Here is a 25,723-nt window from a genome sequence, read left to right on the forward strand (position 1 = left end):
CCCGGGTGTCTCAGATGTTGCGGAAGCGGTTGATGGCGTCGAGGTGCTTGGCGCGCATCTCCTCGTCGCGCACGCCGAGGCCCTCCTCGGGGGCGAGGCACAGCACGCCGACCTTGCCCTGGTGGAGGTTGCGGTGCACGTCGTAGGCGGCCTGCCCGGTCTCCTCCAGGGAGTAGACCTTCGACAGCGTCGGGTGGATCTTGCCCTTCGCGATGAGCCGGTTGGCCTCCCAGGCCTCGCGGTAGTTGGCGAAGTGCGAGCCGATGATCCGCTTCAGGGACATCCACAGGTAGCGGTTGTCGTACTCGTGGTTGAAGCCGGAGGTCGAGGCGCAGGTGACGATCGTGCCGCCCTTGCGCGTGACGTAGACCGAGGCGCCGAACGTCTCGCGGCCGGGGTGCTCGAAGACGATGTCGACGTCCTCGCCGCCGGTCAGCTCGCGGATGCGCTTGCCGAAGCGCTTCCACTCCCGCGGGTCCTGCTCGTGCTCGCTCTTCCAGAACTTGTAGCCCTCGGCGTTGCGGTCGATGACCGCCTCGGCGCCCATCGCCCGGCAGATGTCCGCCTTCTCCGGGCTGGAGACGACACAGATCGGCGTGGCGCCGCCGGCCAGCGCGAACTGGGTCGCGTACGAGCCGAGTCCGCCGCTCGCGCCCCAGATCAGGACGTTGTCGCCCTGCTTCATCCCGGCGCCGTTGCGGGAGACCAGCTGGCGGTAGGCGGTGGAGTTGACGAGCCCGGGGGCCGCCGCCTCCTCCCACGAGAGGTGATCGGGCTTCGGCATCAGCTGGTTGGACTTGACGAGCGCGACCTCGGCAAGGCCGCCGAAGTTGGTCTCGAAGCCCCAGATGCGCTGCTCGGGGTCGAGCATCGTGTCGTTGTGCCCGTCCGAGCTCTCCAGCTCCACACTCAGGCAGTGCGCGACGACCTCGTCACCGGGGTGCCAGGCGTTCACACCCGGTCCGGTGCGCAGGACGACGCCCGCGAGGTCGGAGCCGATGATGTGGTACGGCAGGTCGTGGCGCTTGGTCAGCTCGGAGAGCTTGCCGTAGCGCTCCAGGAATCCGAAGGTCGACAGCGGCTCGAAGATCGAGGTCCAGACCGAGTTGTAGTTGACCGAGGAGGCCATCACGGCCACCAGGGCCTCGCCCGGGCCGAGCTCGGGCAGCGCCACCTCGTCGAGGTGGATCGACTTGCGCGGGTCCTTGTCGCGGGTCTCCAGACCCGCGAACATCTCCGTCTCGTCCTTGTGCACGGTGATCGCACGGTACGACTCGGGGAGCGGCAGAGCGGCGAAGTCGGCCGGCGTCGAGTCCGGCGACTGGATCGCGTCCAGGATTTCCTTCACGGTCACGGTGTTGCCTCCGGCGAATGGCGTCTTGAGGGGAGACGCTGAGGGTTACGTCGGTGCTGCTGAGGGTTTTGGGAGGTGCCGTCGGTTCGGCGGTGATGCTGTTCGGCGGCGCTTTGTGGCGCGGGAGGTTGCCTGTGACGCAGGCGTCCGGGCGTGCAGGCCGTGAGCTTGCAGGGACAGCCGGCGTACGAAAGGTCGCTGCACGCCGGCCGCCCGGACTCCTTCAACGTATGACACCGCGTGTCACCCTGCAAGGCACTGAGTGCCAGAGATTGCTCTCAGGTGAAATCTTTACGTAACAAATGAGCGATGATCGATCGAACGGGGCGTGAAAGATGCCGGAAAAGGGGCTCCGACATGCCAAAACGGCCACCCCGAAGGGTGGCCGCCATCACAGCTCGACGGAACGCCTCAGCGCACCTTGAGCGCCTCCTCGATGGTCCGCATGACCTCGTCCAGCGGGGCGTCGGTACGGGCGACGGTGACCAGGACCTCGCCGTGAGCGGACACCGTCGCGGGCGCGGCCGCCGGCTTCTGCGCCGTCGAACGGCCTGCCCCGATGCCCGTCCCGAACGTCTTGCGCACGATGGCGAAGGCGTGGTCCAGCTGCGCCTCCACGTCGCCTTGCCCGCCGGCCCGCAGCCAGCGCCGCAGGACGTGGTTGTGGGCCGTGACGACGGCGGACGCGGCGACCTCCGCCAGCAGCGGGTCGTCGTTGGCGTCGTCGTCGTGCGCGTGCTCGTCGAAGTGGCCGAGGAGGTAGCGGGTGAAGAGCCGCTCGTAGCGGGCCACCGACGCGATCTCCGCCTCGCGCAGGGTGGGTACCTCGCGGGTCAGCTTGTAGCGGGCGACCGAGATCTCCGGCCTGGCCGCGTACATCCGCATGACTTCCTTGATGCCGCGGCACACCGTGTCGAGCGGGTGCTCGTGCGGGGGAGCCGCGTTGAGCACGGCCTCCGCACGGATCAAGGTGTCGTCGTGGTCGGGAAAGATCGCCTCTTCCTTGGAGCGGAAGTGGCGGAAGAACGTGCGGCGCGCGACCCCGGCAGCGGCCGCGATCTCGTCGACGGTGGTCGCCTCGTACCCCTTGGTCGCGAACAGCTCCATCGCCGCGGCCGCCAGCTCGCGGCGCATCTTGAGCCGCTGGGCGGCCGCGCGACTGCCTGCGGCACTTTCCGGTGCGTCGGGCGTGGCTGGTGTACGTGAGGACCTGGCGGGCTGGGACATGACCCGAACGTACTGCATGTGCGCAGCTTGTTGCGCCCGTACGGGGGTCCCCCCGCCCTGTGCGGGCGGGGGAACGTCGAGTCCGTGGACCGGGTGATGACTGCCGGGATCGAGCAGTCCGCCCCAGTCCGTCTCGCCTGCGAACCAGTCGCCGTCGTGCTCAGCGCCGGGCATATTCGCGGAAGCCACGGCCTGTCTTGCGGCCGAGGCAGCCCGCGGCCACCAGGTGCTCCAGGAGCGGCGCGGGTGCCAGGCCCGGGTCACGGAACTCGCGGTGCAGGACCTTCTCGATCGCAAGGGAGACGTCGAGCCCGACGACGTCCAGAAGCTCGAAGGGGCCCATCGGGTAACCGCCGCCCAGCTTCATCGCCGCGTCAATGTCGTCAAGAGATGCATAGTGCTCCTGCACCATCTTGATCGCGTTGTTGAGGTACGGGAAAAGCAGGGCGTTCACGATGAAGCCCGCACGGTCTCCACAGTCGACCGCGTGCTTCTTGATCCGTCCGCACACCTCACGGACGGTGGCGTGGACGTCGTCGGCGGTCAACACCGTACGGACGACCTCGACCAGCTTCATCGCCGGCGCCGGGTTGAAGAAGTGCATGCCGATCACGTCCTGCGGGCGCGAGGTGGCGCGGGCGCAGGCCACGACGGGCAGCGAGGAGGTCGTGGTGGCCAGGACGGCGCCCGGCTTGCAGACCTTGTCCAGCGTCGCGAACAGCTGCTGCTTGATCTCCAGGTCCTCGGCGACCGCCTCGACGGCCAGGTCGACCTCGGCGAAGGACTCGTAGGAACCCGCCGCGGTGATCCGGTCCAGGGTCTGCGCGGCGGCCTCGGCGGTCATCCGCCCCTTGTCGACGGAGCGCGAGAGCGACTTGCCGATACGGGCCTTGGCGACCTGCGCCTTCTCCTCGCTGCGCGCGGCGAGGACGACCTCGTACCCGGCCTTGGCGAAGACCTCGGCGATGCCGGACGCCATGGTGCCGGAGCCGGCGACGCCGACCGAGCGGACCTCGCGGCCCGGGGTGAGCGTGTCGCCGTCCAGAGGGGTCAGCGCGTCCCGCACGACGGTGGCGCTGCCCGGAGCCTCGTACGTGTAGAAGCCGCGGCCCGACTTACGGCCCGTCAGGCCCGCCTCGCTGAGCTGCTTGAGGATCGGGGAGGGTGCGTGCAGCCGGTCGTGGGACTCGGCGTACATGGCCTCCAGGACCGTACGGGCCGTGTCGACGCCGATCAGGTCGAGCAGGGCGAGGGGCCCCATCGGCAGCCCGCAGCCGAGCCGCATGGCGGCGTCGATGTCCTCGCGGGAGGCGTACTTGGCCTCGTACATCGCGGCGGCCTGGTTGAGATAGCCGAACAGCAGCCCGTCGGCGACGAAGCCGGGCCGGTCGCCGACCGCGACGGGCTCCTTGCCGAGGTCCAGGGCGAGGTTGGTGACCGCGGTGACGGCCGTCGGCGCGGTCAGCACGGACGAGACGATTTCGACGAGCTTCATCGCCGGTGCCGGGTTGAAGAAGTGCAGGCCGAGCACGCGCTCCGGGCGGGCCGAGTCGGCGGCCAGGCGGGTCACGGACAGGGCGTTGGTGCCGGTCGCCAGGATCGCCTCCGGGCGCACGATGCCGTCGAGTTCGCGGAAGATCTGATGCTTGATCTCGTACGACTCCGGAGCCACCTCGATGACGAGGTCGGCGTCGGCCGCGTCCCGCAGGTCGGTGGAGGTGCGGACACGGGCGAGGACGCCGGCGCGCTCCTGCTCGGTGAGCCGGCCCCGCTCGACTGCGCGGGCGGTGGCGGCCTCCAGGGTGGCGAGGGCCTTGGCGGTCGCGGCCTCGCTGATGTCGATGCCGACGACCTCGCGGCCGGCCTTGGCGAGGACCTCGGCGATACCGGTGCCCATCGTGCCGAGGCCGACGACGGCAATGGTCGTGAGCGCGGAGGAAGGGGTCTGGGACAGGGGAGTGGCCATCGCGGGACTCCAGGAATGAGGGTGACGACTGGGAGCGCGCCCGGGGCGCCGAGTCAGGCCCGTCGAAGCCGGACCCTGGCGCACCGGGTGCGTGAATGAGTGCGGGTGTTGCCGGGCTGCATGCGCACACGCCCGGTGCCGTCGCCATGGGCGTGCACACGCCTGGAGCGAACGGTGGAGATACGGAGATCCGACCGGCCCTGTCCCGTGGCCGGGTCGTGCTGCGGTACGTGAGGTACCGAACCGACTGCTCTCACAACGGCTGCGTCACCAGGCCGTCGTAAGCGGGTGTGCGAGTGGGTAACTCGCTCTTCTGAGCTTAACCGGCGGGTAACGAGCGCGCTAGTCCTTGTCCTTGTAAGTGTTTGTGATGTACGTCCCGAGAGATCGACGGCCCCTCTAATCTCGGTGGCATGGACGAAGAGTTGCGATCACTCACGGAGCGTTTACGCAGGGAGTCGGGAACGGCAGCCGCGTACGACCGTCTCGTGGCGACCGAGGATCCCGACGAGCTGGCACGGGTGCTCACCGAACCCGGGCAGCCGATGTGGGCCAGGGAGCTGGCCGCGTTCCGGCTGGGGCTCGCAGGCGACCGGCGCGCCTTCGAGTCCCTCGTCCTGTTCCTCAACCACCGTGATCCGCAGCGCTGCGCCTCCGCCGCGTACGCCCTCGCCCGCCTCGACGACCCGCGCACCGCCCGCGCGGCCGCCGCCCTCGCCACCAACGAACTCCGTGTCGCCTACGCCCTCCACCCGGTGCGACTCCTGACCGAGCTGCGCGCCCCCGAGTCCGTCCCGGCGCTGATCACCGCTCTGCAGCGGAGGCTGCGCCCGCACGACCCGTACCGGCGCGTGGCCCTCGCCTGCGTGGAGGGGCTCGGCAGCCTGGAGGACTCCCGCGCCGCACCCGTGCTCAACGAGGCCCTGGCCCACCCCGGGCTGGCGGAGGCGGCGGTACGGGCGCTGGCCCGGATTCCCAGGCAGAGGTGACATCGCGTCAGGCCCCCACGACCGCGAACGCCTCGATCTCCATCAGGAACTCGGGCCGGACCAGCGCGGCGACCTGCACGGCCGAGGATGCGGGGAGCCGGTCGTCGGGCAGGTGGGCGGTGCGGGCCGTGCGGATGGCGGGCAGGTGGGCCATGTCCGTGACGAAGTAGGTGAGTTTGACGACGTCGCCGAAGCTCGCGCCGGCGGCGGCGAGGCAGCGGCGGAGGTTCTCGAAGACCTGGCGGGCCTGGGCCTCGGGGTCGCCCTCGCCGACGATCCTGCCGCCCTCGTCCAGCGCGAGCTGGCCGGCGACCGCGACGAAACGGCCGGTGCCCATGACGACGTGGCTGTACTGGGCGGCGGGAAAGACCCCGTCGGGGGCGGGGATTCTGGTCAGCTCACTCATGCGTCCATCGTGGACCATGGGTCTGACATCGCCCCCGACGGGACTCGCGTCGCAGGTGCGTCAGCCGCGGAAGCCCAGGATGCCGTGCAGCTCCGAGCCGCCGGCGGACTTCGATGCCGCCTTCGTGCTCAGCGGTGTGGGATCGGGCACCTTGGGGCAGACCGCGTCGACCTTGCCGCCGCCGTGCGGCACCGTGCCGGTGGACAGGTAGTTCGCGAGGTACTTGTCCAGGCAGGCGTTCCCGCTGAGCGTGATGCCGTGGTTCCCGCCGCCCTGCTCGACCACGAAGCTCGACCGGGCCAGCAGTCGGTGGACCGTCACGCCCCCCTCGTACGGGGTGGCCGCGTCATTGGTCGCCTGGAACAGCAGTGCCGGCGGCAGCTTGTCGTTGGCGATGTGCACCGGCTTCAGCGTGTCCGTCGGCCAGAAGGCACACGGCGCGTTGTACCAGGCGTTGTTCCAAGCCATGAACGGCGCCGTGTCGTACACCGCCCAGTTGTCCTTGCGCCACTGGTTCCAGTCGCGCGGCCAGGAGGCGTCACGGCACTGCACCGAGGTGTAGACGCTGTAGCCGTTGTCCCCGGAAGCGTCGACGGCGGCGAAGTTCTCATAGGTCTCGACCAGCGGATCGGCGTTCTTGTCGTTCACGTACGCCGCGAACGCCTCGGCCAGGTAGGGCCAGTAGCCGTTGTAGTAGCCGCCGGGGATGAAGGTGTCCTCCAGTTCGGAGGCTCCCACCTTGCCGCCGGCCGGCTTCTTGGCGAGCGCCCCCCGCATCGCGTACCACTTGGCCGCGACCTTGGCCGGGTCGGTGCCGAGCTTGTACGTCGAGTTGTACTTGGCGATCCAGGCCATCAGCGCCTTCTGGCGGGCGTCGAAGGCGTAGTCCTGCCCGATGTTGTCGTCGTACCACACGCCTGTGGGGTCGACGATCGAGTCCAGGACCAGGCGCTTCACGCGCTGCGGGAAGAGCTTGGCGTAGACGGCGCCGAGGTAGGTGCCGTACGAGTAGCCGAAGTAGCTGGTCTTCTCGGCTCCCAGGGCGGCACGGATGGAGTCCATGTCCTGCACGGCCTGGGTCGTGTTGATGTACGGCAGCAGGCTCGCGTACTTCTGGCCGCAGGCTGCGGCGAAGGACTTGGCGCGCTGGAGGTTGGCCTTCTCGATGGCCGGCGTGCTCGGCACGGAGTCCGGGCGCACCGGGTTGAAGTGGCCCGGCTTGCAGTCGAGGGCGGGTGAGCTCCTGCCCACTGCGCGCGGGTCGAAGCCGATGACGTCGTACTGGGCCGCGACCGCCTTGGGCAGCGAGGACGCGACGAATCCGGCGAGTGTGAGGCCACTGCCACCCGGACCGCCTGGATTGACCAGCAGGGGTCCCTGGCTCTTCTTCGCCGTGTGCTGCACCCGCGAGAGCGCGAGCGTGATCTGTTTCCCGTGCGGGTTCCGGTGGTCGAGCGGCACCTTGAGCGAAGCGCACTGCAGCGTCGGGTAGTCGCTGGTGGCGCAGTTCTTCCAGGTGGGTCTCGCCGCGGGAACTGTTTGCGGAGTCTGTGAGGTGTTCGCGTCGGCGGGGAGGGCCGTGAAGGTCCCGGCCACGACGACTGCGGCGCCGCACAGCACGGCTGCGCGTTTTCTCATGGAGTCCTCCCAGGACGGAGGGTTTCGGGCCGCGAGTCTCACGGTCCCCGCCGCATCGTCCCGGAAAGCAGCCCCGGAAGAACTCGTTCTGGCAACACTTGACCCAATTGGGCTGCCGGATGCGCTCGTATGCTCTCAAATAAGCGAAAGTTGGGTTGATTTGGACACCTGCGGCTCGGGCGGCTCCGGTGGCCCGATCCTGCGTGGCATCCCCGCGCGCGTGGGGCCGATCCCGTACTCCTGGGCCAGGTCGTGGACCTGACGGGTGATCCGGCGCTGGTACCACTTCGGGGCGTAGGCGCCGTCCGCGTACAGGCGCTCGTAGCGGCGCACCAGGTGCGGGTGGTGATGGGTGAGCCAGGCCATGAACCACTCGCGGGCGCCGGGGCGCAGATGCAGCACCAGCGGGGTGACGGAGGTGGCTTTGGCGGCCGCGATCGCCCGTACGGTGGCGCGCAGTTGGGCGGGCTGGTCGCTGAGGAACGGGATCACCGGGGCCATCAGGACCCCGCACCCGATGCCGTGCTCGGCGAGCGTGCGGACGACGTCCAGGCGGCGCTCGGGGGCGGGAGTGCCCGGCTCCACCGTGCGCCACAGCTCGGGGTCGGTGAAGCCGACCGACACCGAGATGCCGACGTCCGTCACCTGCGCCGACTGCACCAGAAGATCGAGGTCGCGCAGGATCAGCGTGCCCTTCGTCAGGATGGAGAAGGGGTTCGCGTGGTCGCGCAGCGCGGCCAGGATGCCCGGCATCAGGCGGTAGCGGCCCTCGGCGCGCTGGTAGCAGTCGACGTTCGTGCCCATCGCGATGTGCTCGCCCTGCCAGCGGCGCGAGCCGAGCTGGCGGCCCAGCAGCTCCGGGGCGTTGACCTTGACCACTATCTGCGAGTCGAAGTCGATCCCCGAGTCGAGGTCCAGGTAGGTGTGCGTCTTGCGGGCGAAGCAGTACACGCACGCGTGCGAGCAGCCCCGATAGGGGTTGACGGTCCACTCGAAGGGCATCCGTGAGGCGCCCGGCACCCGGTTGATGATCGTGCGGGCCCGCACCTCGTGGAAGGTGATCCCGCGGAATTCGGGCGTGTCGAAGGTACGGCTGACCACGGCGTCCGCGCCGAACAGCGCGGCGTCGGCCGTGCGGCTGGTGCCGCCGGACTCCAGTGTGAGGTTCTCCCAGCGCATGACGCCTCCTCGATAGCCCTGCCCTCAGAGTGAAACACTTGTTCGAATACCTGTGCAAGTGGTGTTCCCGATCGCTTGACCGCGTCCGGAGCCACCCCGATTTGGGTGGCCGTGGGCGGGGGTGGTTGGCTTGCCCCAACCCCGAGAACGCAAGTCCTGGAGGAACCCAATGGCGCAGGTCGAGGCCACTACCGAGCGGGTCGTCGCGGCAGACGCGGAGAAGGTGTTCGACGCCCTCGCCGACTACAGCGGCACGCGCGCGAAGCTGCTGCCCGAGCAGTTCAGCGAGTACGAGGTGCGCGAGGGCGGCGACGGCGAGGGCACCCTCGTCCACTGGAAGCTCCAGGCCACCAGCAAGCGGATCCGTGACTGCCTCCTGGAGGTCGGCGAGCCCACCGACGGCGAGCTCGTCGAGAAGGACCGCAACTCCTCGATGGTCACCACCTGGCGGGTCACCCCGGCCGGCGAGGGCAAGTCCCGCGTCGTCGTGACCACCGTCTGGAACGGCGCGGGCGGCATCGGTGGCTTCTTCGAGAAGACGTTCGCACCCAAGGGTCTCGCCCGGATCTACGACGCCGTGCTCGCCAGGCTCGCCACCGAGGTCGAGAAGTAAGTCCCCGGTGCGCGGCGGCTGTTGACCCCTCTCACCGGTTCGAGTGGATCTCCGGACGCCGCGCCGGTCCGCCGTAACTCGTCGCGCTTGCTCGTAGTTGTCGCCTCAGGCGGAAATTGTGTGGCAGCGCGACGAGGGGAGCGATACGTGGGCGGGACCACTCTGACGCAGGGCGAACTGCAGGCGGATCTGCAGGGCGAACTGCGGGACGAACCGGCCGTGGCGCCCCCGCCGTCCCCCGCCGCCGCTGCGGCCGAGGCGGCCGAACTGAGCCCGCGCCGGGTGCGGTTGGTCTTCCTCGGGCTGATGCTGGCGCTGCTGCTCGCCGCCCTGGAGCAGATGATCGTCGCCACCGCGCTCCCGAAGATCGTCGGTGAGCTGCACGGCCTGGACAGGATGTCCTGGGCGATCACCGCCTACCTCCTGACGGCCACCGTCGGTCTGCCGGTCTACGGCAAGCTCGGCGATCTGCTCGGCCGCAAGGGCGTCTTCCAGTTCGCCATCGTCGTCTTCGTGATCGGCGCCGCGCTCGCGGGCCGGGCGCAGAGCATGGACCAGCTGATCGCCTTCCGCGCGGTCCAGGGCGTCGGCGCGGGCGGCCTCATGATCGGCGTGCAGGCGATCATCGCCGACATCGTGCCGCCCCGGCAGCGGGGCCGCTTCATGGGGCTGATCGGGGCCGCGTTCGGCCTCGCGTCCGTGGCCGGACCCCTGTTGGGCGGCTACTTCACGGACCACCTCTCCTGGCGCTGGTGCTTCTACTTCAACGTCCCCTTCGGCCTGCTCACCCTGGCCGTCGTCACCGCCGTACTGAAGCTCCCGAAGCCGAAGCGCAAGCCGCGGTTCGACGTCCCGGGCGCCCTGCTGCTCGCCGCCGCCTCAACCTGCCTCGTCCTGCTGACCAGTTGGGGCGGCACCGAGTACGCCTGGGGCTCTCGGACGATCCTCGGCCTCGGAGCGGGAGCCGCGGCCGCCACCGTCCTCTTCGTCGTCGCCGAGCGCTTCGCCGCCGAACCCCTCATCCCGCTCAGGCTGTTCAGGGACTCCGTCTTCACCGTCACCGGCCTCGTGGGACTGGTGATCGGAGTCGCACTGTTCGGGGCCGCCAGCTATCTGCCCACCTTCCTGCAGATGGTCGACGGGGCTTCCGCCACCGAATCGGGGCTGCTGATGCTGCCCATGATGGGCGGGATCGTCGGCGCTTCGATCGTCTCCGGACAGCTCATCAGCCACACCGGGCGCTACAGGCTCTATCCGGTTCTCGGCAGCGCCGTCTCCGTCCTCGGCATGTGGCTGCTGTCCCGGCTCGAAGTCGACACGCCCCGAATGCAGTACAGCATCTGGATGGCCGTCCTCGGCGCCGGCATCGGCATGGTGATGCCGGTCCTCGTCCTCGCCGTGCAGAACTCAGTGCGCCCCGCCGACCTCGGCACTGCGACGAGTGCCAACAACTACTTCCGGCAGATCGGTGGAAGTGTCGGAGCCGCGATCTTCGGCACCCTCTTCGCCGACCGGCTCGCCGACGCCCTCGCGAAACGGCTCCCCACGCGCGCGGGCGCACAGCTGCCCGACCCCGAGTCCCTCACCCCGCAGCTCGTCCACGCGCTGCCCGCGCCGCTGCGCGACGACTACATCCGGGCCTACGCCGACGCGATGCCCCGGATCTTCCTGTACCTCGTCCCGGTGCTCGCCGTCGGCCTGTTCATCGCCTGCTTCCTCAAGGAGAAACCACTGGTGTCCCACAACGCCGCCGAAACGGAGCCCGTGCCCGTGAACGCCCCGATCCCCCAGGCACGCGCCGGGGCTTCGGCCGGGGGGACCCCCACCTCGCCGCACACCGCCGGAATCCCCGTCTGCGGCACCGTGCAGCACCCCGACGGGACCGTGGTCCCCCGTGCGGCGCTCACGCTCATCGACGTGGCCGGACAACAGGTCGGGCGGGGCGCGAGCGGCGAGGACGGGCGGTACGCGCTGTCCACGCCCGGCTCGGGCTCCTACGTCCTCATCGCCGCCGCGGCCGGCCACCAGCCGCAGGCCGTCTCCGTCACCGTCGGCGAGCGCCCCGTCGAGCTGGACGTCGTCCTCGGCGGCGCCGGACGTCTCGCCGGCCGCGTGCTCACCGCCGACGGCACTCCCGTACGGGACGCCATCGTCACCCTCACCAACGTGCACGGCGAGGTCGTGGCCACCACCCGCAGCGGGCGCGAGGGCGGCTACATCATCACCGAGCTGGTGGCCGGCGAGTACACCCTCGCGGCCGGCGCCCCCGCGTTCCGCCCGGCCGCCCTCCCCGTCACCGTCCAGGCCTCCCGGGAGACGCGCCGGGACGTCGAACTCGCGGGCGGCGCCGTGCTGCGCGGCACCGTGCGGGCCGGCGGGGGCCGGCCCGTCGAGGACGCGCGCGTGACGCTGCTCGACGCGGCGGGCAACGTCGTGGACACGCTCACCACCGGACCCGACGGAACATTCCGGTTCGTCGACCTGTCCTCCGGCGAGTACACCGTCATCGCCGCGGGCTATCCGCCCGTCGCCACGGTGCTCCAGGTGGCCGGAGGCGGACGGACCGAGCGGGATCTGCAACTGGGCCACGAGGACTGACCGTTCACCCTCGGCCGGTCATCCTTGTGTACTCGGGAGTCACTTCGGTGGGGCCAATTCCCGTATTGGCGCACATCACAGCCGGCCGTCGCCGTACCGTGGTGAGGACGACGCAGATCTTGCGGAGCCGTGGGAAGAAAGGGCCTGGGGCATGGACCGTGGCACCGAAGTGGGCGTGGACCCCGGCCGCGGAGCCGGAAAGGGCACGGACTCCGGACGCGAGACCGGGGAGGGCGCCGCGGTACGGCATGCCGCGACCGGGCGCATTCCACTGGCCGTGGTCGTCGTGGACCGAGAGAGCCTGGTCTCCCACTGGAGCGCGGGCGCGCGGCGGCTGTTCGGCGCCGCCAGGGAGGACGCGCTGGGGCGCCCCGCCGTCGACCTGCTGCCGGTCTCCGGCGCCCTCGGCGAAGGCTTCGACGGCCTCGGCGCGGCACCCGTGCTCGACGCCTACGGCCCCCATGACGTGTACGACGAGCTGGGCCCCGGCCTGGAGGCATCCCTGGGCGGCGGCGCCGGGTACCCGACGGCCGGCCGCGCCCGGGTCAACGGCCCGCGGCACGAGCGGCTCGACATCCTGTGGTGGGCCTACCCCCTGGTCGGACCCGGACCCGCGCGCCTGCTGGTCCTCGCCGCCGACGCGGCCCGCCTCCAGGCCGAGCGGGGCTACGACGACGTCGTCGAGCGCATCGGCCCCGGCTTCGCCCGCTACACCGAACTCCCGGACACGGACGAGCTGGCCAAGCGGCTGCCGGAGATCCTGCCGAACATGGGACCGGAGCTGAGCAGCCGCATCGTCTCCCAGATCCTCGAACTGGGCTATCCCGTGCTGGAGTTCAGCCAGTTCGACCGCGTGCCCGTCACCCCCGACTGGGGTGTCCCGCGCCGCGCCGGTCGCCGGCGGGCACCGGCCACGGCGCAGGACGCGGCGCACGCCTTCGTGCCGGTCGGCGCCGAGCGCGACCTGGAGTACGCGGCCGTACGCGAGCGGCTGGAGTTCCTCAACGAGGTCAGCACCGGCATCGGCACCTCACTCGACCTCGGCGAGACCATCCACGAGGTGACCAGCGCCGCCGTACCCCGCTTCGCGGACTTCGCCGGCACCCATCTGCGCGCCGCCGTGCTCGCCGGCGAGGGCTTCCCGGACGGGCCGCCGGACGTCACGACCGTATGGCACCGCGTATGGGTCGAGCACAACGACGAACCGGGCCGCTGGGACGACACCGTCCCCGTCGGCGAGGCCATCGCATTTCCCGAACACACGCCGTTCTTCCAGTGCATGAGCACCGGAGAGCCCGTCCTCGTCCCGCGGGTCAGCGAGGAGCTGGGCAACCGCATCGCAGGGGAGTTCGAGAAGCGCGACCTGCGGCCCCTCATCAACGGCCGCTCCCTGCTGATCGTCCCGCTGAAGGCGCGCAACGTGGTGCTCGGTTTCATGGTGCTGATGCGCCGGCCGGACCGCGAGGCCTTCGACGACATGGACCGCACCACCGGCGCCGAACTCGCCGCCCGCGCGGGTCTGGTGCTCGACAACGCCCGCATGTACACCTACCAGGAGAACGTCGCCGAGACGCTCCAGGACAGCATGCTGCCCCAGGTCGCCCCGCGCATGGCGGGCTGCGACATCGCGACGCGCTATCTGCCCGGTGCCCGCCTCGGCCGGGTCGGCGGCGACTGGTTCGACACCATCAAACTGCCCGGCTCGCGTACGGCGATGGTGGTCGGCGACGTCATGGGCCACGGACTCAACTCGGCAGCAATGATGGGCCAGTTGCGTACGGCCGTACAGACCATGGCCACCATGGAGACCCCGCCCGCCCAACTCCTGCGCAACCTCGACGACCTGGCCCGGCGGCTCGGCGAGAACTACCTCGCCACCTGTCTGTACGCGGTGTACGACCCGATCCGCGGCGAACTGCAGCTCTCCAACGCAGGACACATCCCGCCGGTACTGGTGCACGCCGCGGACGGCCGCAGCGAACTGCTCCACCTGCCGACCGGTGCGCCCATAGGAGTGGGCGGGGTTCCGTTCGAGACCGCTCTGGTGCGGGTCGCGCCCGGTGACCGGCTCGTACTGTGCACCGACGGCCTCGTCGAGGTGCGCGGAGCCGATATCGGCGACGGTCTGGCCGCCCTGTGCGAATCCGCGGCGCACCCCGCGGCCTCCATGGACGACGCCTGCGACACCATCATCCGGGCCCTGAACACCCACGGCGGACGCAAGGACGACGTCGCCCTGCTCATGGCCCGGCTCAACGGCATCCCCACCGAGGACGTCGCCGAGTGGCAGCTCTCCCGGGAGCCGGCCGAGGTGGCGCGGGCCCGTCGGCTGGTCCGCGCCCGGCTGCTCGACTGGGGGCTGCCCGACGCGGTGGAGACGGCGGAGCTGCTGGTCAGCGAGGTCGTCACCAATGCCGTACGGCATGCCACGGGCGAGAGCCTCGGGCTGCGGCTGGTGCGCACCGACGCGCTGCTGTGCGAGGTCACGGACGACGAGCCGACTCTGCCCGCACTGCTGAGCGCCGGTGTGCACGAAGTGTCGGGCCGCGGGCTGCGCGTGGTCAGCCACCTCGCACACGAATGGGGTGCGAGCGCCACCGGACACCACAAGACGGTGTGGTTCGAACAGGTTTTGACGCCTCGTCAGCGGACACTGTGACGGGCGCGGAAAGCACCCACAGTCGCTCAGGGGTGCGCGCCGGATCGAACATCCCGTGAAAACCTGCGCCTTCACCTTGCCGTGCACCCGCTGACCGCGATATCCCCGATCATGAAGTCGACCACTGCTGGGGAGGACGCATGAACGTGTCGGAGGACTACCGCAATGCTTGGGAAGGCTACTGGCAGGCGACCTCCGACGCGCCGGGCGAGGCGATCTGGGACTCGGACCCGTCGCTGACCGCCGTACCGCACAGCGAACTGCTGCTGCCGCACGCCGATTCCGGCCGCACCATCGTCGATCTGGGCTGCGGCAACGGCACCCAGACGCGCTATCTCGCCACGCGGTTCGCGCGCGCCGTCGGCGTGGACCTGTCGCACGCCGCCATCGAGCACGCCCGGCGGGCCGGCGACGGTGCGGCGGGGGCCTTCGAGTTCCAGCAGCTCGACCTGACGGACACCGCGGCGGTGGGCGCCCTGCACGCCCGGCTCGGCGACAGCCACGTCTATATGCGGGCCGTCATCCACCAGAGCGAACCGCACGCCCGTGCCGCCGTGGCCGCGGCCGTCGCGGGGATCATCGGCGGTCAGGGGCGGGCCTTCGTCGTGGAACTGACCGCCGAGTCGCGCGAGGTGCTGCGGCGGGCGGCCGGGGGGCCAGAGGGGCCGCCGCCCAAGCTGCGCCGGGTCTTCGAGCACGGCCTCAAGCCCGCCGACGCCGAGGATGCGGAGATCCCGCAGCTGCTGCGGGAGGCCGGGCTGACAATCCTCGCCGACGGCGACACGACACTGCCGCAGACCGAGCACATGGCGGACGGCAGCCGCATCGACCTGCCCGCACGCTGGTTCGTCCTGGCGGGGAGTGGCGCGACCGGGTGAGGAGTTGTCCACAGGCCCGCCCGTAGCTCGCCGGATGCGCGTACGGTTTCGTGGCATGAAGATCCTGATCAGCGCCGACATGGAGGGTGCCACGGGGGTGACCTGGCCGGCCGACGTGCTGCCCGGGACACCGCAGTGGGAGCGGTGCCGCTCGATGTTCACCTCGGACGTCAACGCCGCCGTGCTGGGATTCTTCGACGGCGGCGCCGACGAGGTTCTCGTCAACGAAGCCCACTGGACCATGCGCAATCTGCTGCTGGAGCAGTTGGACGAGCGCACCGAGATGCTCACCGGGCGGCACAAGTCCCTCTCCATGGTGGAGGGCGTGCAGCACGGGGATGTGGACGGCATCGCCTTCGTCGGCTATCACGCCGGCGCCGGCATGGAGGGTGTCCTCGCCCACACCTACCTCGCCAACTCCATCACCGGGGTCTGGCTGAACGACGTACGCGCCAGCGAGGGCCTGCTCAACGCGCAGGTCGTCGCCGAGTACGGGGTCCCCGTCGTCCTGGTCACCGGCGACGACGTGGCCTGCGAGGACGCTCTCGGGTACGCGCCCGGGGCGCTGAAGGTCGCGGTCAAGGACCATGTGTCGCGGTACGCGGCCGTGTGCCGGACGCCGTCCAGGACCGCGTCCGACATCCGCGCCGCGGCGAAGGAGGCCGCCCGGCTGGCGGTCCGTCACCAACCGGTCCGGGAAGGGCCGTTCACCGTCGCCCTCGAGTTCGACGCCGAGCATCTCGCCCTGGCCGCCACCGTCGTGCCCGGCGTCGGCCGGATCGGGGAGCGGAAGGTGGCGTACACCAGCGAGACCATGTACGAGGGGATCCGCGCGTTCAAGGCCGTCACGACGATCGTCTCGGCCGCCGTGGAGGAACAGTATGGCTGACCAGCAGGCATTGGACGAGGTCGTCGAGTTCACCTCCGACCTCATCCGCATCGACACCACCAACCGCGGCGGCGGAGACTGCCAGGAGCGGCCCGCCGCCGAGTACGTCGCCGAGCAGCTGACCGGAGCGGGCCTGGAGCCCACGCTTGTGGAGCGCACCAAGGGCCGAACGAACGTCGTCGCCCGTATCCGGGGCACGGACCCGTCCGCCGACGCGCTACTCGTCCACGGTCATCTGGACGTCGTGCCCGCGCAGGCCGACGACTGGAGCGTGCACCCCTTCTCCGGGGAGGTCCGCGACGGGGTCGTGTGGGGGCGCGGCGCGGTCGACATGAAGAACATGGACGCGATGATCCTCGCCGTCGTGCGCGAGTGGGCGCGCGAGGGCGTCAGGCCGCGGCGTGACATCGTCGTCGCCTTCACCGCCGACGAGGAGGACAGCGCCCGGGACGGCTCCGGGTTCCTCGCCGACCAGTACCCGGGACTCTTCGAGGGCTGCACCGAGGGCGTGAGCGAGTCGGGGGCGTTCACCTTCCACGACGGCGGCGGGCGGCAGCTCTATCCGATCGCGGCCGGTGAGCGCGGCACTGGCTGGCTGAAGCTCACCGCGCGCGGACGGGCCGGGCACGGCTCCAAGATGAACAGGGAGAACGCGGTCACCCGCCTCGCCGCCGCCGTCACCCGCATCGGCGAGTACGAGTGGCCGCTCAGGCTGACCCCGACCGTGCGGGCGGCGCTGACCGAACTCGCCTCGCTCTACGGCATCGAGACCGGCCTGGACGACGTGGACGCGCTGCTGGAGAAGCTCGGCCCGGCCGCGAAGCTGGTCGAGGCGACCGTCCGCAACAGCGCCAACCCGACGTTGCTGGACGCCGGTTACAAGGTCAACGTGATTCCGGGTGAGGCCGTCGCGTATGTCGACGGGCGGTATCTGCCGGGCGGCGAGGACGAGTTCCGCACGACCCTCGACCGGCTCACCGGCCCCGACGTGGACTGGGAGTTCCACCACCGCTCTCAGGCCCTTCAGGCGCCGCTCGACTCGCCGACGTACGCGAAGATGCGTGCCGCCGTCGAGGAGTTCGCGCCCGAGGGGCACGTGGTGCCGTACAGCATGACGGGCGGCACGGACGCCAAGCAGTTCTCCCGGCTCGGCATCACCGGGTACGGGTTCACACCCCTGAAGCTCCCGGAGGGGTACGACTACCAGGCCATGTTCCACGGGGTCGACGAGCGCGTCCCGGTCGAGGCACTGCATTTCGGCGTGCGGGTACTCGACCGGTTCCTGCGGACGGCCTAGGCGAGTTGGGGGAGAACGTGCAGACCCTGCCCTACGGTTCCTGGCCCTCGCCCATCGACGCGGCGCTCGCCGCCGCGCACGACGGGCACCCCGAGTACGTCGGCTTCGTCGGCGACGAGGCGTGGTGGACCGAGCCACGGCCCGCCGAGGGCGGCCGCCGCACCCTGGTGCGGCGGCGCACCGACGGCCAGGAGGAGCCGGTACTGCCCGCCCCGTGGAACGTCCGCAGCCGGGTCATCGAGTACGGCGGCCGGCCCTGGGCCGGTACCGCGCGGGACGGCCGGCCGCTCGTGGTGTTCGTGAACTTCGACGACCAGCGGCTCTACCGCTACGAGCCCGGAAGCGACCCGCGTCCCCTCACGCCCGTGTCCCCCGTGGGCGGCGGACTGCGCTGGGCGGAGCCGCAGTTGCACCCCGAACGCGGTGAAGTGTGGTGTGTGCTGGAGGAGTTCACCGGCGACGGCCCCACCGATGTGCGCCGGGTCCTGGCCGCGGTGCCGCTGGACGGCTCGGGGGCCGGGGACCGCGGCGCCGTGCGCGAACTCACCGACGACCGGCACCGGTTCGTCACCGGGCCCCGCCTCTCGCCCGACGGGCGGCGCGCGGCCTGGCTGGCCTGGGACCATCCCCGCATGCCGTGGGACGGCACGGAGCTGATCGTCGCCGACGTCGGTGACGACGGCACCCTCCGGCAGGCGCGTGCCGTCGCCGGGGGACCGGACGAGTCGATCGCCCAGGCGGACTGGGCACCCGACGGCTCCCTCCTGCACGCGAGCGACCGCACCGGCTGGTGGAACCTCTACCGCGACGGCGCCCCGCTCTGTCCGCGCGAGGAGGAGTTCGGCGGGCCGCTATGGAAGCTCGGCCAACGCTGGTTCGCCCCGCTGGACAGCGGGCTGATCGCCGTCGTGCACGGCCGCGGTGCCGCCGCGCTCGGGATACTGGACCCCGAGACCGGCGAGGTCGTAGACGCGGCCGGCCCCTGGACCGAGTTCGCGTCCACACTCGCGGTGCACGGCGAGCGGGTCGTCGCCGTCGGAGCCGGCCCGCGCAGCGCGTACGAGGTGGTGGAGCTGGACACCAGCACCGGCAGGGCCCGGGTGATCGGCGCCGAGCACGACGACGCCGTCGACCCCGCCCACTACCCCGAGCCCCAGATCCGCACCTTCACGGGACCGGCCGGGCGTGACATCCACGCCCACATCTACGCGCCGCACCACCCCGGCTGTGTCGCGCCGGGCGACGTACTGCCGCCCTACGTCGTCCGGGCGTACGGCGGCCCCACCAGCCGGGCGCCCCTGGTCCTCGACCTGGAGATCGCCTACTTCACCTCCCGGGGCATCGGCGTCGCCGAGGTCAACTACGGCGGCTCGACCGGGCACGGACGTGAGTACCGCAACCGGCTGCGTGAGCAGTGGGGCGTCGTCGACGTCGAGGATTGCGCGGCCGTCGCCCTCGCGCTCGCGGACGAGGGCACCGCCGACCGCGGCCGGCTCGCGATCCGCGGCGGCAGCGCCGGCGGCTGGACCGCGGCCGCCTCCCTCGCCGCCACCGACGTCTACGCCTGCGGCACGATCATCTACCCCATCCTCGACCTCGCCGGCTGGGGCGCGGGGGAGACCCACGACTTCGAGTCGCAGTACCTGGAGACGCTGGTCGGGCCGTTCGCCGAGGTGCCCGGACGGTACGCGCAGCGGTCGCCCGCCGAGAACGCCGACCGGATCACCGCGCCCTTCCTGCTGCTGCAGGGCCTGGACGACGTGATCTGTCCGCCCGCGCAGTGCGAACGATTCCTGGCCCGCATGGAGGGCAGGCGGGTGCCGCACGCGTACATCGCCTTCGAGGGGGAGGGGCACGGGTTCCGGCGGGCCGACACCATGATCCGGGTCCTGGAGTCCGAACTCTCCCTGTACGCGCAGGCCTTCGGGCTGCACCCGCAAGGCGTCCCGACACTGGAACTGTCCGGATGAGAGAGCGTATGAGCGAGCAGGCGAGAGACCTTCTGCGGCCGTCCCGGCTCGCCCCCGGCGCCCGCGTGGCCGTCGTCGCACCCAGCGGACCCGTGCCCGAGGAGCGGCTGCAGGCGGGGCTCGACGTGCTGCGCGGCTGGGACCTCGACCCGGTGGTGGCGCCCCATGTGCTGGACCGGCACGGCGAGTTCGGCTACCTGGCGGGCACGGACACGGACCGGGCCGCCGATCTGCAGGGCGCGTGGTGCGACCCGTCGGTGGCCGCGGTGCTGTGCGCGCGGGGCGGGTACGGAGCGCAGCGGATGATCGATCTGCTCGACTGGGAGGCGATGCGGGCCGCCGGACCCAAGGTCTTCGTGGGCTTCAGCGACGTCACGGCACTGCACCAGGCCTTCGCCACCCGGCTGGGCCTGGTGACCCTGTACGGGCCGGCGGCCGCCGGTGTCGACTTCATCAAGAACACCCGGTCGCAGGAACACCTCAAAGCCACCCTGTTCGCTCCGGAAAGCGTCCGCACCATCGCATCCGGCGGCGCCGCCCTGGTGGCCGGACGGGCCCGGGGCGTCACGCTGGGCGGGTGCCTGAGCCTGCTCGCCTCCGACCTCGGGACCCCGCACGCCCGGGCCGGCGCCCGGGGCGGGCTGCTCCTGATCGAGGACGTCGGCGAACGGGCGTACCGCATCGACCGGACGCTGACCCAGCTGCTGCGCAGCGGCTGGCTCGACGGCCTCACCGGGATCGTGCTGGGGTCGTGGGAGCGGTGCGGCCCGTACGCCGAACTGCGCCCGGTTCTCGTCGACCGGCTCGCCGGGCTCGGCGTCCCCGTCGTCGAGGAGTTCGGATTCGGGCACTGCGAGGGCGCGTCGACTCTCCCCCTCGGTGTGGCGGCCGAACTGGACGCGGAGGCAGGCACTCTGACGCTTGATCAGCCCGCCCTTCGCTGAGCGACTTCGCTGGGCTCCTGCGCTGAGCAGCCCCTGGGTCGATCCTCTTCACTGATCATCCGTCAACAACACTCGTCTGGGCGATTGACCCCCGTCTGACACGTGTCACACCATGACAACCGGCCGGTACCTACTGGTCGGTAGGCAGGGCTGCCCTGAGTGTGGAGGTCTCAGTGTCCCGACGCGTGTCCAGATCCCGAGTTCCCCTCGCCCTCGCCCTGGGCGCGGCGCTCACCGTCCCTCTCGCGTTCACCGCCCCCGCGGCCGCATCCGGCCGATACACCGTCACGGCACTGAAGTTCACGGTCCAGGCGGGCGGCCACACCTGCACGGTCGATGCCGACCTGTACCGGCCGACGGGCGTCGACAAGGCTCACCCGGCTCCGGCCGTGCTCGCCACGAACGGCTTCGGTGGCAGCAAGTCCGACGGCTCGACCGACGCGGTCGGCAAGGCCTTCGCCGAGCGCGGCTATGTCTCCCTGGTCTACTCCGGGCTCGGCTTCGGCGCGTCCGGCTGTCTGATCTCGCTGGACGACCCGGGCGTAGACGGCAGGGCCGCCTCGGGGCTGATCGACTTCCTGGGCGGCAAGCGTGCCGCCGACGACGGCACCAAGGCCGACTTCGTCGCCCTCGACGCCGCCGGCGACCCGCGGGTCGGCATGATCGGCGGCTCGTACGGAGGCGCCATCCAGCTGGCGACGGCCGCGGTCGACCACCGCGTCGACGCGCTCGTCCCGCTGATCACATGGAACGACCTGGTCTACGCGCTCGACCCGAACAACGCCTCCGCCGCCGTCCCCGGCGCCTACAAGTGGCAGTGGGGCAACGGTTTCTACCTCATCGGCGAGAGCCGGCCGCTGACGACGCCGAACCTCGACCCGTCCCGGATCAACTCCCTCACCTGTCTGCACTTCGTGGCCAAGGCCTGCGACACCATCCGCACCCTGAACTCCGGCAGCTATCGCTCCGCACCGACCGCCGCGCTGCTCTCCTACGCCCGCAGTGTCTCCCCGGTGTCCTACCTGAGCCGGGTCAAGGCGCCCACCCTGCTGATCCAGGGGCAGGCCGACAGCCTCTTCAACCTCAACGAGGCGACCGCGACGTACAGGACGCTCAGGGCCCAGGGCACGACCGCCAGGATGATCTGGCAGTCCTGGGGGCACAGCGGCGGCATCACCGATCCGGCCAGCGGTGAACTCAACCTCAACCAGGGCAACTTGGAGTCCAGTTACGTCGGCAAGCGGATCCTCTCCTGGTTCGACCGCTACCTCCGCGGGCAGAGGGAGACCGACACCGGACCGGCCTTCGCCTACTACCGTGACTGGATCGCCGACCCGGGCCATACCTACGCCACCGCCTCCCGGCTGCCCGCTCTCAGCCGGACGTTCTATCTCTCCGGCGACGGCAAGCTCGTCGACAACCGCAACAAGGTGGCGCGCGGCAGCCGTACGTACGCCAACCTGCTCACACCCACCAGCCATTCGGAGAGCTCGCTGTCCCAACTCGCCGGGCTGCCGGACCCGGGGCCGTACGACACCGCGGGCACCTACCTCGGCTGGACCAGCGCACCGCTCACCCGCCCCACCGACGTCGTCGGCGCGCCCAGGGCCACGCTCAGGGTCGTCTCACCGACGGCGGCGAGGGCCCAGAACTCCGGCGACGCCGCCGACCGGCTCGTCCTGTTCGCCAAGCTGTACGACATCGCGCCCGACGGCACCAAGACGCTGGTGCACCGGTTGATCGCGCCGGTCCGGGTGCCGGACGTGACCAAGAACGTCACGGTGACCCTGCCGGGCATCGTGCACCGCTACGAGAAGGGGCACCGGCTGCGGTTCGTGATCGCGGCGAGCGACGACGCGTACTTCGGCAACCGGGGCATCAAGCCGGTGACCGTGGTCAGCGCGCCCCGGGACACGGGTGTGCTGGAGCTGCCCGTGGTCGGCGGATGAGGCCGGCCGCGCCGTCTCGGGAGCGTAATTCACGAGGCGGTGCGGCCGGTCGGCCGTAGGGTTGCGGCATGCCGCACACCGCATCCCGCTACCTCGCCGAGGGCCCCCGCGTGGGCATACGTCACTTCACCTACGAGGACGGTGCCGAGTTCACCACCCGCGCACGCGAGAGCAAGGACCTGCATCAGCCGTGGCTGTTCCCGCCGGACGCCACCAACGCGTACACCGCGTACGCGAGCCGGCTGATCGAGGATCCGGCCAAGGCCGGGTTCCTGGTCTGCGAGAAGGACGGCGAGCAGGGCGACGGGGCCATCGCCGGGTTCATCAACATCAACAACATCGTCGAGGGCGGCTTCCAGTGCGGTGCGCTCGGCTACGGCGCCTTCGCGCACGCGGCTGGGCGCGGGCTGATGCGAGAGGGGCTGAACCTGGTGGTGGGGTACGCGTTCGGGCCGATGCGACTGCACCGGCTGGAGATCAACGCGCAGCCCCAGAACACCGCCTCGATCGCACTGGCCCGCTCCTGCGGCTTCCGCCTGGAGGGCTTCTCGCCGAACATGATCTTCATCGACGGGGCCTGGCGGGACCACGAGCGCTGGGCGGTCACCGCCGAGATGCGGGCTTGAAATTGATCTTCATGGTGTCGAGGTCCGTCACGGTGGACTTCAGGTCCCTGAAGCCGTAGCCGAGGGCCCCGAGCGTCTCCTGCGCGCGGTCCTCGGCGATCGCGCCCGCCATCTCCTCACCGTCGACCGCGTCCGACACCACCACGTAGCGCATCGAGAAGTGCTTGAGCGGCGTCGGCTCGTACGACAGCGAGCCCTCCTCGGTGAACCGCATGCTCGTCAGGCCGTGGCCGGCCGCCTCGGCGAGCAGCCGCTGCCGGGCCTCGTCCCTCAGCCCGTCCCACGTGCCCCGGACGATCACCCGGTACGTGTGCTGCTCGCTCATCGGCCTGCCCCCGCGTCGATTTCCGTTGAAGGGCCGACTGTATGTCGGCGAGGATGCACCGCATGCGGAATTTCGTCGTGCTCGACGCACCCTCCAGCCGGGGGCCTGCGCCCGCCCGCCCCCAGCTCCGTGCCCGACTGCCACAAGCTCGCCGCGCACTGCCCGCGGACACGGTCGTGGCGGCCTTTGCGGAATCCTGACCGGTAGCTCCCCTGGTCAGCTCCCCGGCGAGCGGCTTCCATGGTGATCGTGACGACCATCCGACGTGAGGTACTCACCCTGCCCGCCGCGCAGGCGGGTCCGGACAACCCGCTGCCGCCGTTGCGGATGCTCCACGAGGTGCACCGCATCGAGGACCGGGACCGGGACGAGCTGCCGCGGGACATGGCCCGGCAGGTCGGCCTCGCACCACTGCGCAGCCTGCTGCCGGTGCGCGTGCGGGACGGATACGGGCGGGCGCGCGAACCCCGGGAGATCGACGCCCTGGTGATCGAGAACGACCGGCTGCGCGCGACCGTACTGCCCGGACTCGGAGGCCGTGTCGCCTCTCTGCTGCACAAGCCGACCGGCCGCGAACTCCTTTACCGCAACCCGGTGTTCCAGCCCGCCAACTTCGCCCTCAACGGCGCCTGGTACTCCGGCGGCATCGAATGGAACATCGGCGCCACCGGCCACACCGCCCTCTCCTGCTCCCCCCTGCACGCGGCCCGCGTCCCCGCCCCCGACGGCGGCGAGATGCTCCGCCTGTGGGAGTGGGAACGCCTGCGCGACCTGCCTTTCCAGGTCGACCTCTGGCTGCCGGAGCACTCCGACTTCCTGTACGTCGGTGTCCGCATCCGCAATCCGCACGAGCGGGCCGTGCCGGCCTACTGGTGGTCCAACACCGCCGTGCCGGAGGAACGCCGGGTGCTGGCGCCGGCGCAGGAGGCCTGGCACTTCGGATACGAGCGGCGCCTGCGCCGGGTGCCCGTGCCGTCGTACGAGGGAATCGACCGCACCTACCCGCTCAACAGCCCTTACGCCGCCGACTACTTCTACGAGCTGCCGAACGGCCGGCGCCGCTGGATCGCCGCCCTCGACGCCGACGGCCACGGACTGGTGCAGACGTCCACCGACGTGCTGCGCGGCCGGAAGCTGTTCGTGTGGGGGACCGGCAGCGGCGGCCGGCGCTGGCAGGAGTGGCTCACCGAGCCGGGCACCGGCGGGTACTGCGAGATCCAGGCCGGGCTCGCGCGCACACAGCTGGAGCACGTGCTGATGGACGCGGCGAGCGAGGTGAGCTGGCTGGAGGCGTACGGCCCGTTGGAGTCACCGCGGGCAGGGGAGTGGGACACCGTGGTGGGTGAGGCGGAGACACGGCTGGAGACCGCGCTCCCGCGTGCCGACGTCGACGCCGCCCACGCCGCCTGGAAGCCGCACGCGGACACCGACCCGGGCGACATCCTCGCCACCGGTTCCGGCTGGGGCGCACTCGAAGTACTGCGTGGCGACTGGAAGTTGCCCGGCACCCCCTTCGACGAGGGCACGCTCGGCGAGGCCCAGAAGCCCTGGCTGCAGCTGCTGCGCGCGGGCACCCTCCCGGAGCAGCGCCGGGTGCGGCCGCCCGGCGAGACACTGGTCGCGCCGCACTGGCGGGACATGCTGGAGACCGCTCCCGCGACCCCGCTGACCGAGTACCACCTGGGCGTCGCCCAGTGGCACGCCGGCGACCGGGCGCAGGCGGTGCGCAGTTGGGAGCGGGCCCTCGAACTCGCCCCGTCTCTCTGGCCGTTGCTCCGCTGTCTCGCCGTCGCCGACCAGGAGGCCGGCAACCACGAGCGGGCCGCGGACCGGTACGCCGACGCCTTCGACGACCTGTGCCACGAGCGGCGCGACAACGGGGAGTCGTGGACGGCGGCCACGGCCGCGCTGGGCCGCGAGGCCATCGAGGCGCTGCTCGCCGTGCGCCGCACGGCTCAGGCGCGCGGCATCCTGGAGCGGCTGCACCCGGCGATCCGGGAGCACGGCCGGTTCCGGCTGATCGACGTGCGGCTGCTGCTCGCGGAGGACCGGCCCGACGAGGCGCGGGCCGTCTTCTCCGCGGGCTTCGAGGTCGCCGACCTGCGCGAGGGCGCGGAGGACATCGGCAGCCTGTGGGCGAGGCTCACCGACGAGCCGCTCCCGCCGCACTTCGACTTCCGGATGCGGCCACCGGAGTCCTGAGATCCGGAGTCCGC

Annotated in this window: 19 protein-coding genes; 12 read left to right on the forward strand and 7 right to left on the reverse strand. The window is 71.0% G+C overall.

The annotated features are described in order from the left end of the window. Positions 1–10: 10 nt before the first annotated feature. From ccrA to OOK07_RS35885, 3 genes are all read right to left on the reverse strand, one after another. Positions 11–1,348, reverse strand: a complete 1,338-nt coding sequence (gene ccrA / locus OOK07_RS35875; RefSeq protein WP_266802157.1) for a crotonyl-CoA carboxylase/reductase — start codon at positions 1,346–1,348, stop codon at positions 11–13. A gap of 417 nt (positions 1,349–1,765) precedes the next feature. Further along, on the reverse strand, positions 1,766–2,599 hold the full coding sequence (locus OOK07_RS35880; RefSeq protein WP_266802159.1) for a TetR family transcriptional regulator: 834 nt from the start codon (positions 2,597–2,599) through the stop codon (positions 1,766–1,768). A 142-nt stretch (positions 2,600–2,741) separates the two neighbouring features. Next, positions 2,742–4,547: a 3-hydroxyacyl-CoA dehydrogenase family protein gene (locus OOK07_RS35885; protein WP_266800640.1), complete on the reverse strand. Its 1,806-nt coding sequence runs from the start codon at positions 4,545–4,547 to the stop codon at positions 2,742–2,744. Between the two features lie 413 nt (positions 4,548–4,960). Between OOK07_RS35885 and OOK07_RS35890 the strand changes: the two genes are divergently transcribed. Continuing rightward, positions 4,961–5,536, forward strand: a complete 576-nt coding sequence (locus OOK07_RS35890) for an adenylosuccinate lyase (protein WP_266800641.1) — start codon at positions 4,961–4,963, stop codon at positions 5,534–5,536. A 7-nt stretch (positions 5,537–5,543) separates the two neighbouring features. Here the strand turns inward: OOK07_RS35890 and OOK07_RS35895 are convergent, their stop codons facing one another. From OOK07_RS35895 to OOK07_RS35905, 3 genes are all read right to left on the reverse strand, one after another. Next, positions 5,544–5,942, reverse strand: a complete 399-nt coding sequence (locus OOK07_RS35895) for a RidA family protein (protein ID WP_266686285.1) — start codon at positions 5,940–5,942, stop codon at positions 5,544–5,546. Between the two features lie 60 nt (positions 5,943–6,002). Then, on the reverse strand, positions 6,003–7,580 hold the full coding sequence (locus OOK07_RS35900; protein WP_266800643.1) for an alpha/beta hydrolase: 1,578 nt from the start codon (positions 7,578–7,580) through the stop codon (positions 6,003–6,005). Positions 7,581–7,715: 135 nt separating this feature from the next. Then, a complete protein-coding gene (locus OOK07_RS35905) occupies positions 7,716–8,759 on the reverse strand; it encodes an Rv2578c family radical SAM protein (protein ID WP_266800645.1) in 1,044 nt (347 codons plus the stop codon). A gap of 169 nt (positions 8,760–8,928) precedes the next feature. Here OOK07_RS35905 and OOK07_RS35910 point away from each other — a divergent pair, with 169 nt between their 5' ends. The 10 genes from OOK07_RS35910 (at position 8,929) to OOK07_RS35955 (ending at position 23,182) form a co-directional block, all read left to right on the forward strand. Beyond that, complete coding sequence (locus tag OOK07_RS35910) at positions 8,929–9,372, forward strand: SRPBCC family protein (protein ID WP_266686288.1); 444 nt, start codon at positions 8,929–8,931, stop codon at positions 9,370–9,372. A 147-nt stretch (positions 9,373–9,519) separates the two neighbouring features. Continuing rightward, complete coding sequence (locus OOK07_RS35915) at positions 9,520–11,970, forward strand: MFS transporter (RefSeq protein ID WP_406312906.1); 2,451 nt, start codon at positions 9,520–9,522, stop codon at positions 11,968–11,970. A gap of 151 nt (positions 11,971–12,121) precedes the next feature. Further along, complete coding sequence (locus tag OOK07_RS35920) at positions 12,122–14,629, forward strand: SpoIIE family protein phosphatase (RefSeq protein WP_266800647.1); 2,508 nt, start codon at positions 12,122–12,124, stop codon at positions 14,627–14,629. 140 nt (positions 14,630–14,769) lie between these two features. After that, positions 14,770–15,507 (forward strand): class I SAM-dependent methyltransferase, encoded by a 738-nt coding sequence (locus tag OOK07_RS35925; protein ID WP_266800648.1) that lies wholly within the window; start codon positions 14,770–14,772, stop codon positions 15,505–15,507. 55 nt (positions 15,508–15,562) lie between these two features. Then, on the forward strand, positions 15,563–16,396 hold the full coding sequence (locus OOK07_RS35930; protein WP_266800650.1) for a M55 family metallopeptidase: 834 nt from the start codon (positions 15,563–15,565) through the stop codon (positions 16,394–16,396). Then, positions 16,389–17,693, forward strand: a complete 1,305-nt coding sequence (locus OOK07_RS35935; RefSeq protein ID WP_266686293.1) for a M20/M25/M40 family metallo-hydrolase — start codon at positions 16,389–16,391, stop codon at positions 17,691–17,693. Before OOK07_RS35930 ends, OOK07_RS35935 begins: the two co-directional genes overlap by 8 nt. 17 nt (positions 17,694–17,710) lie before the next feature. Next, on the forward strand, positions 17,711–19,663 hold the full coding sequence (locus OOK07_RS35940) for a prolyl oligopeptidase family serine peptidase (RefSeq protein WP_266800651.1): 1,953 nt from the start codon (positions 17,711–17,713) through the stop codon (positions 19,661–19,663). Between the two features lie 8 nt (positions 19,664–19,671). Beyond that, positions 19,672–20,607, forward strand: coding sequence for a S66 peptidase family protein (locus OOK07_RS35945; protein WP_266686296.1), 936 nt, complete (start codon positions 19,672–19,674; stop codon positions 20,605–20,607). A gap of 173 nt (positions 20,608–20,780) precedes the next feature. Then, positions 20,781–22,556 (forward strand): CocE/NonD family hydrolase, encoded by a 1,776-nt coding sequence (locus tag OOK07_RS35950; RefSeq protein WP_406312910.1) that lies wholly within the window; start codon positions 20,781–20,783, stop codon positions 22,554–22,556. A 68-nt stretch (positions 22,557–22,624) separates the two neighbouring features. Next, on the forward strand, positions 22,625–23,182 hold the full coding sequence (locus OOK07_RS35955) for a GNAT family N-acetyltransferase (protein WP_266686298.1): 558 nt from the start codon (positions 22,625–22,627) through the stop codon (positions 23,180–23,182). Here OOK07_RS35955 and OOK07_RS35960 read toward each other — a convergent pair. Continuing rightward, complete coding sequence (locus tag OOK07_RS35960) at positions 23,160–23,507, reverse strand: DUF6204 family protein (RefSeq protein ID WP_266686299.1); 348 nt, start codon at positions 23,505–23,507, stop codon at positions 23,160–23,162. The genes OOK07_RS35955 and OOK07_RS35960 overlap by 23 nt on opposite strands. Positions 23,508–23,747: 240 nt before the next feature. Here OOK07_RS35960 and OOK07_RS35965 point away from each other — a divergent pair, with 240 nt between their 5' ends. After that, positions 23,748–25,709, forward strand: a complete 1,962-nt coding sequence (locus OOK07_RS35965) for a DUF5107 domain-containing protein (RefSeq protein WP_266800655.1) — start codon at positions 23,748–23,750, stop codon at positions 25,707–25,709. Positions 25,710–25,723: the final 14 nt, after the last annotated feature.

This window comes from Streptomyces sp. NBC_00078, assembly GCF_026343335.1.
Classification (GTDB): Bacteria; Actinomycetota; Actinomycetes; order Streptomycetales; family Streptomycetaceae; genus Streptomyces.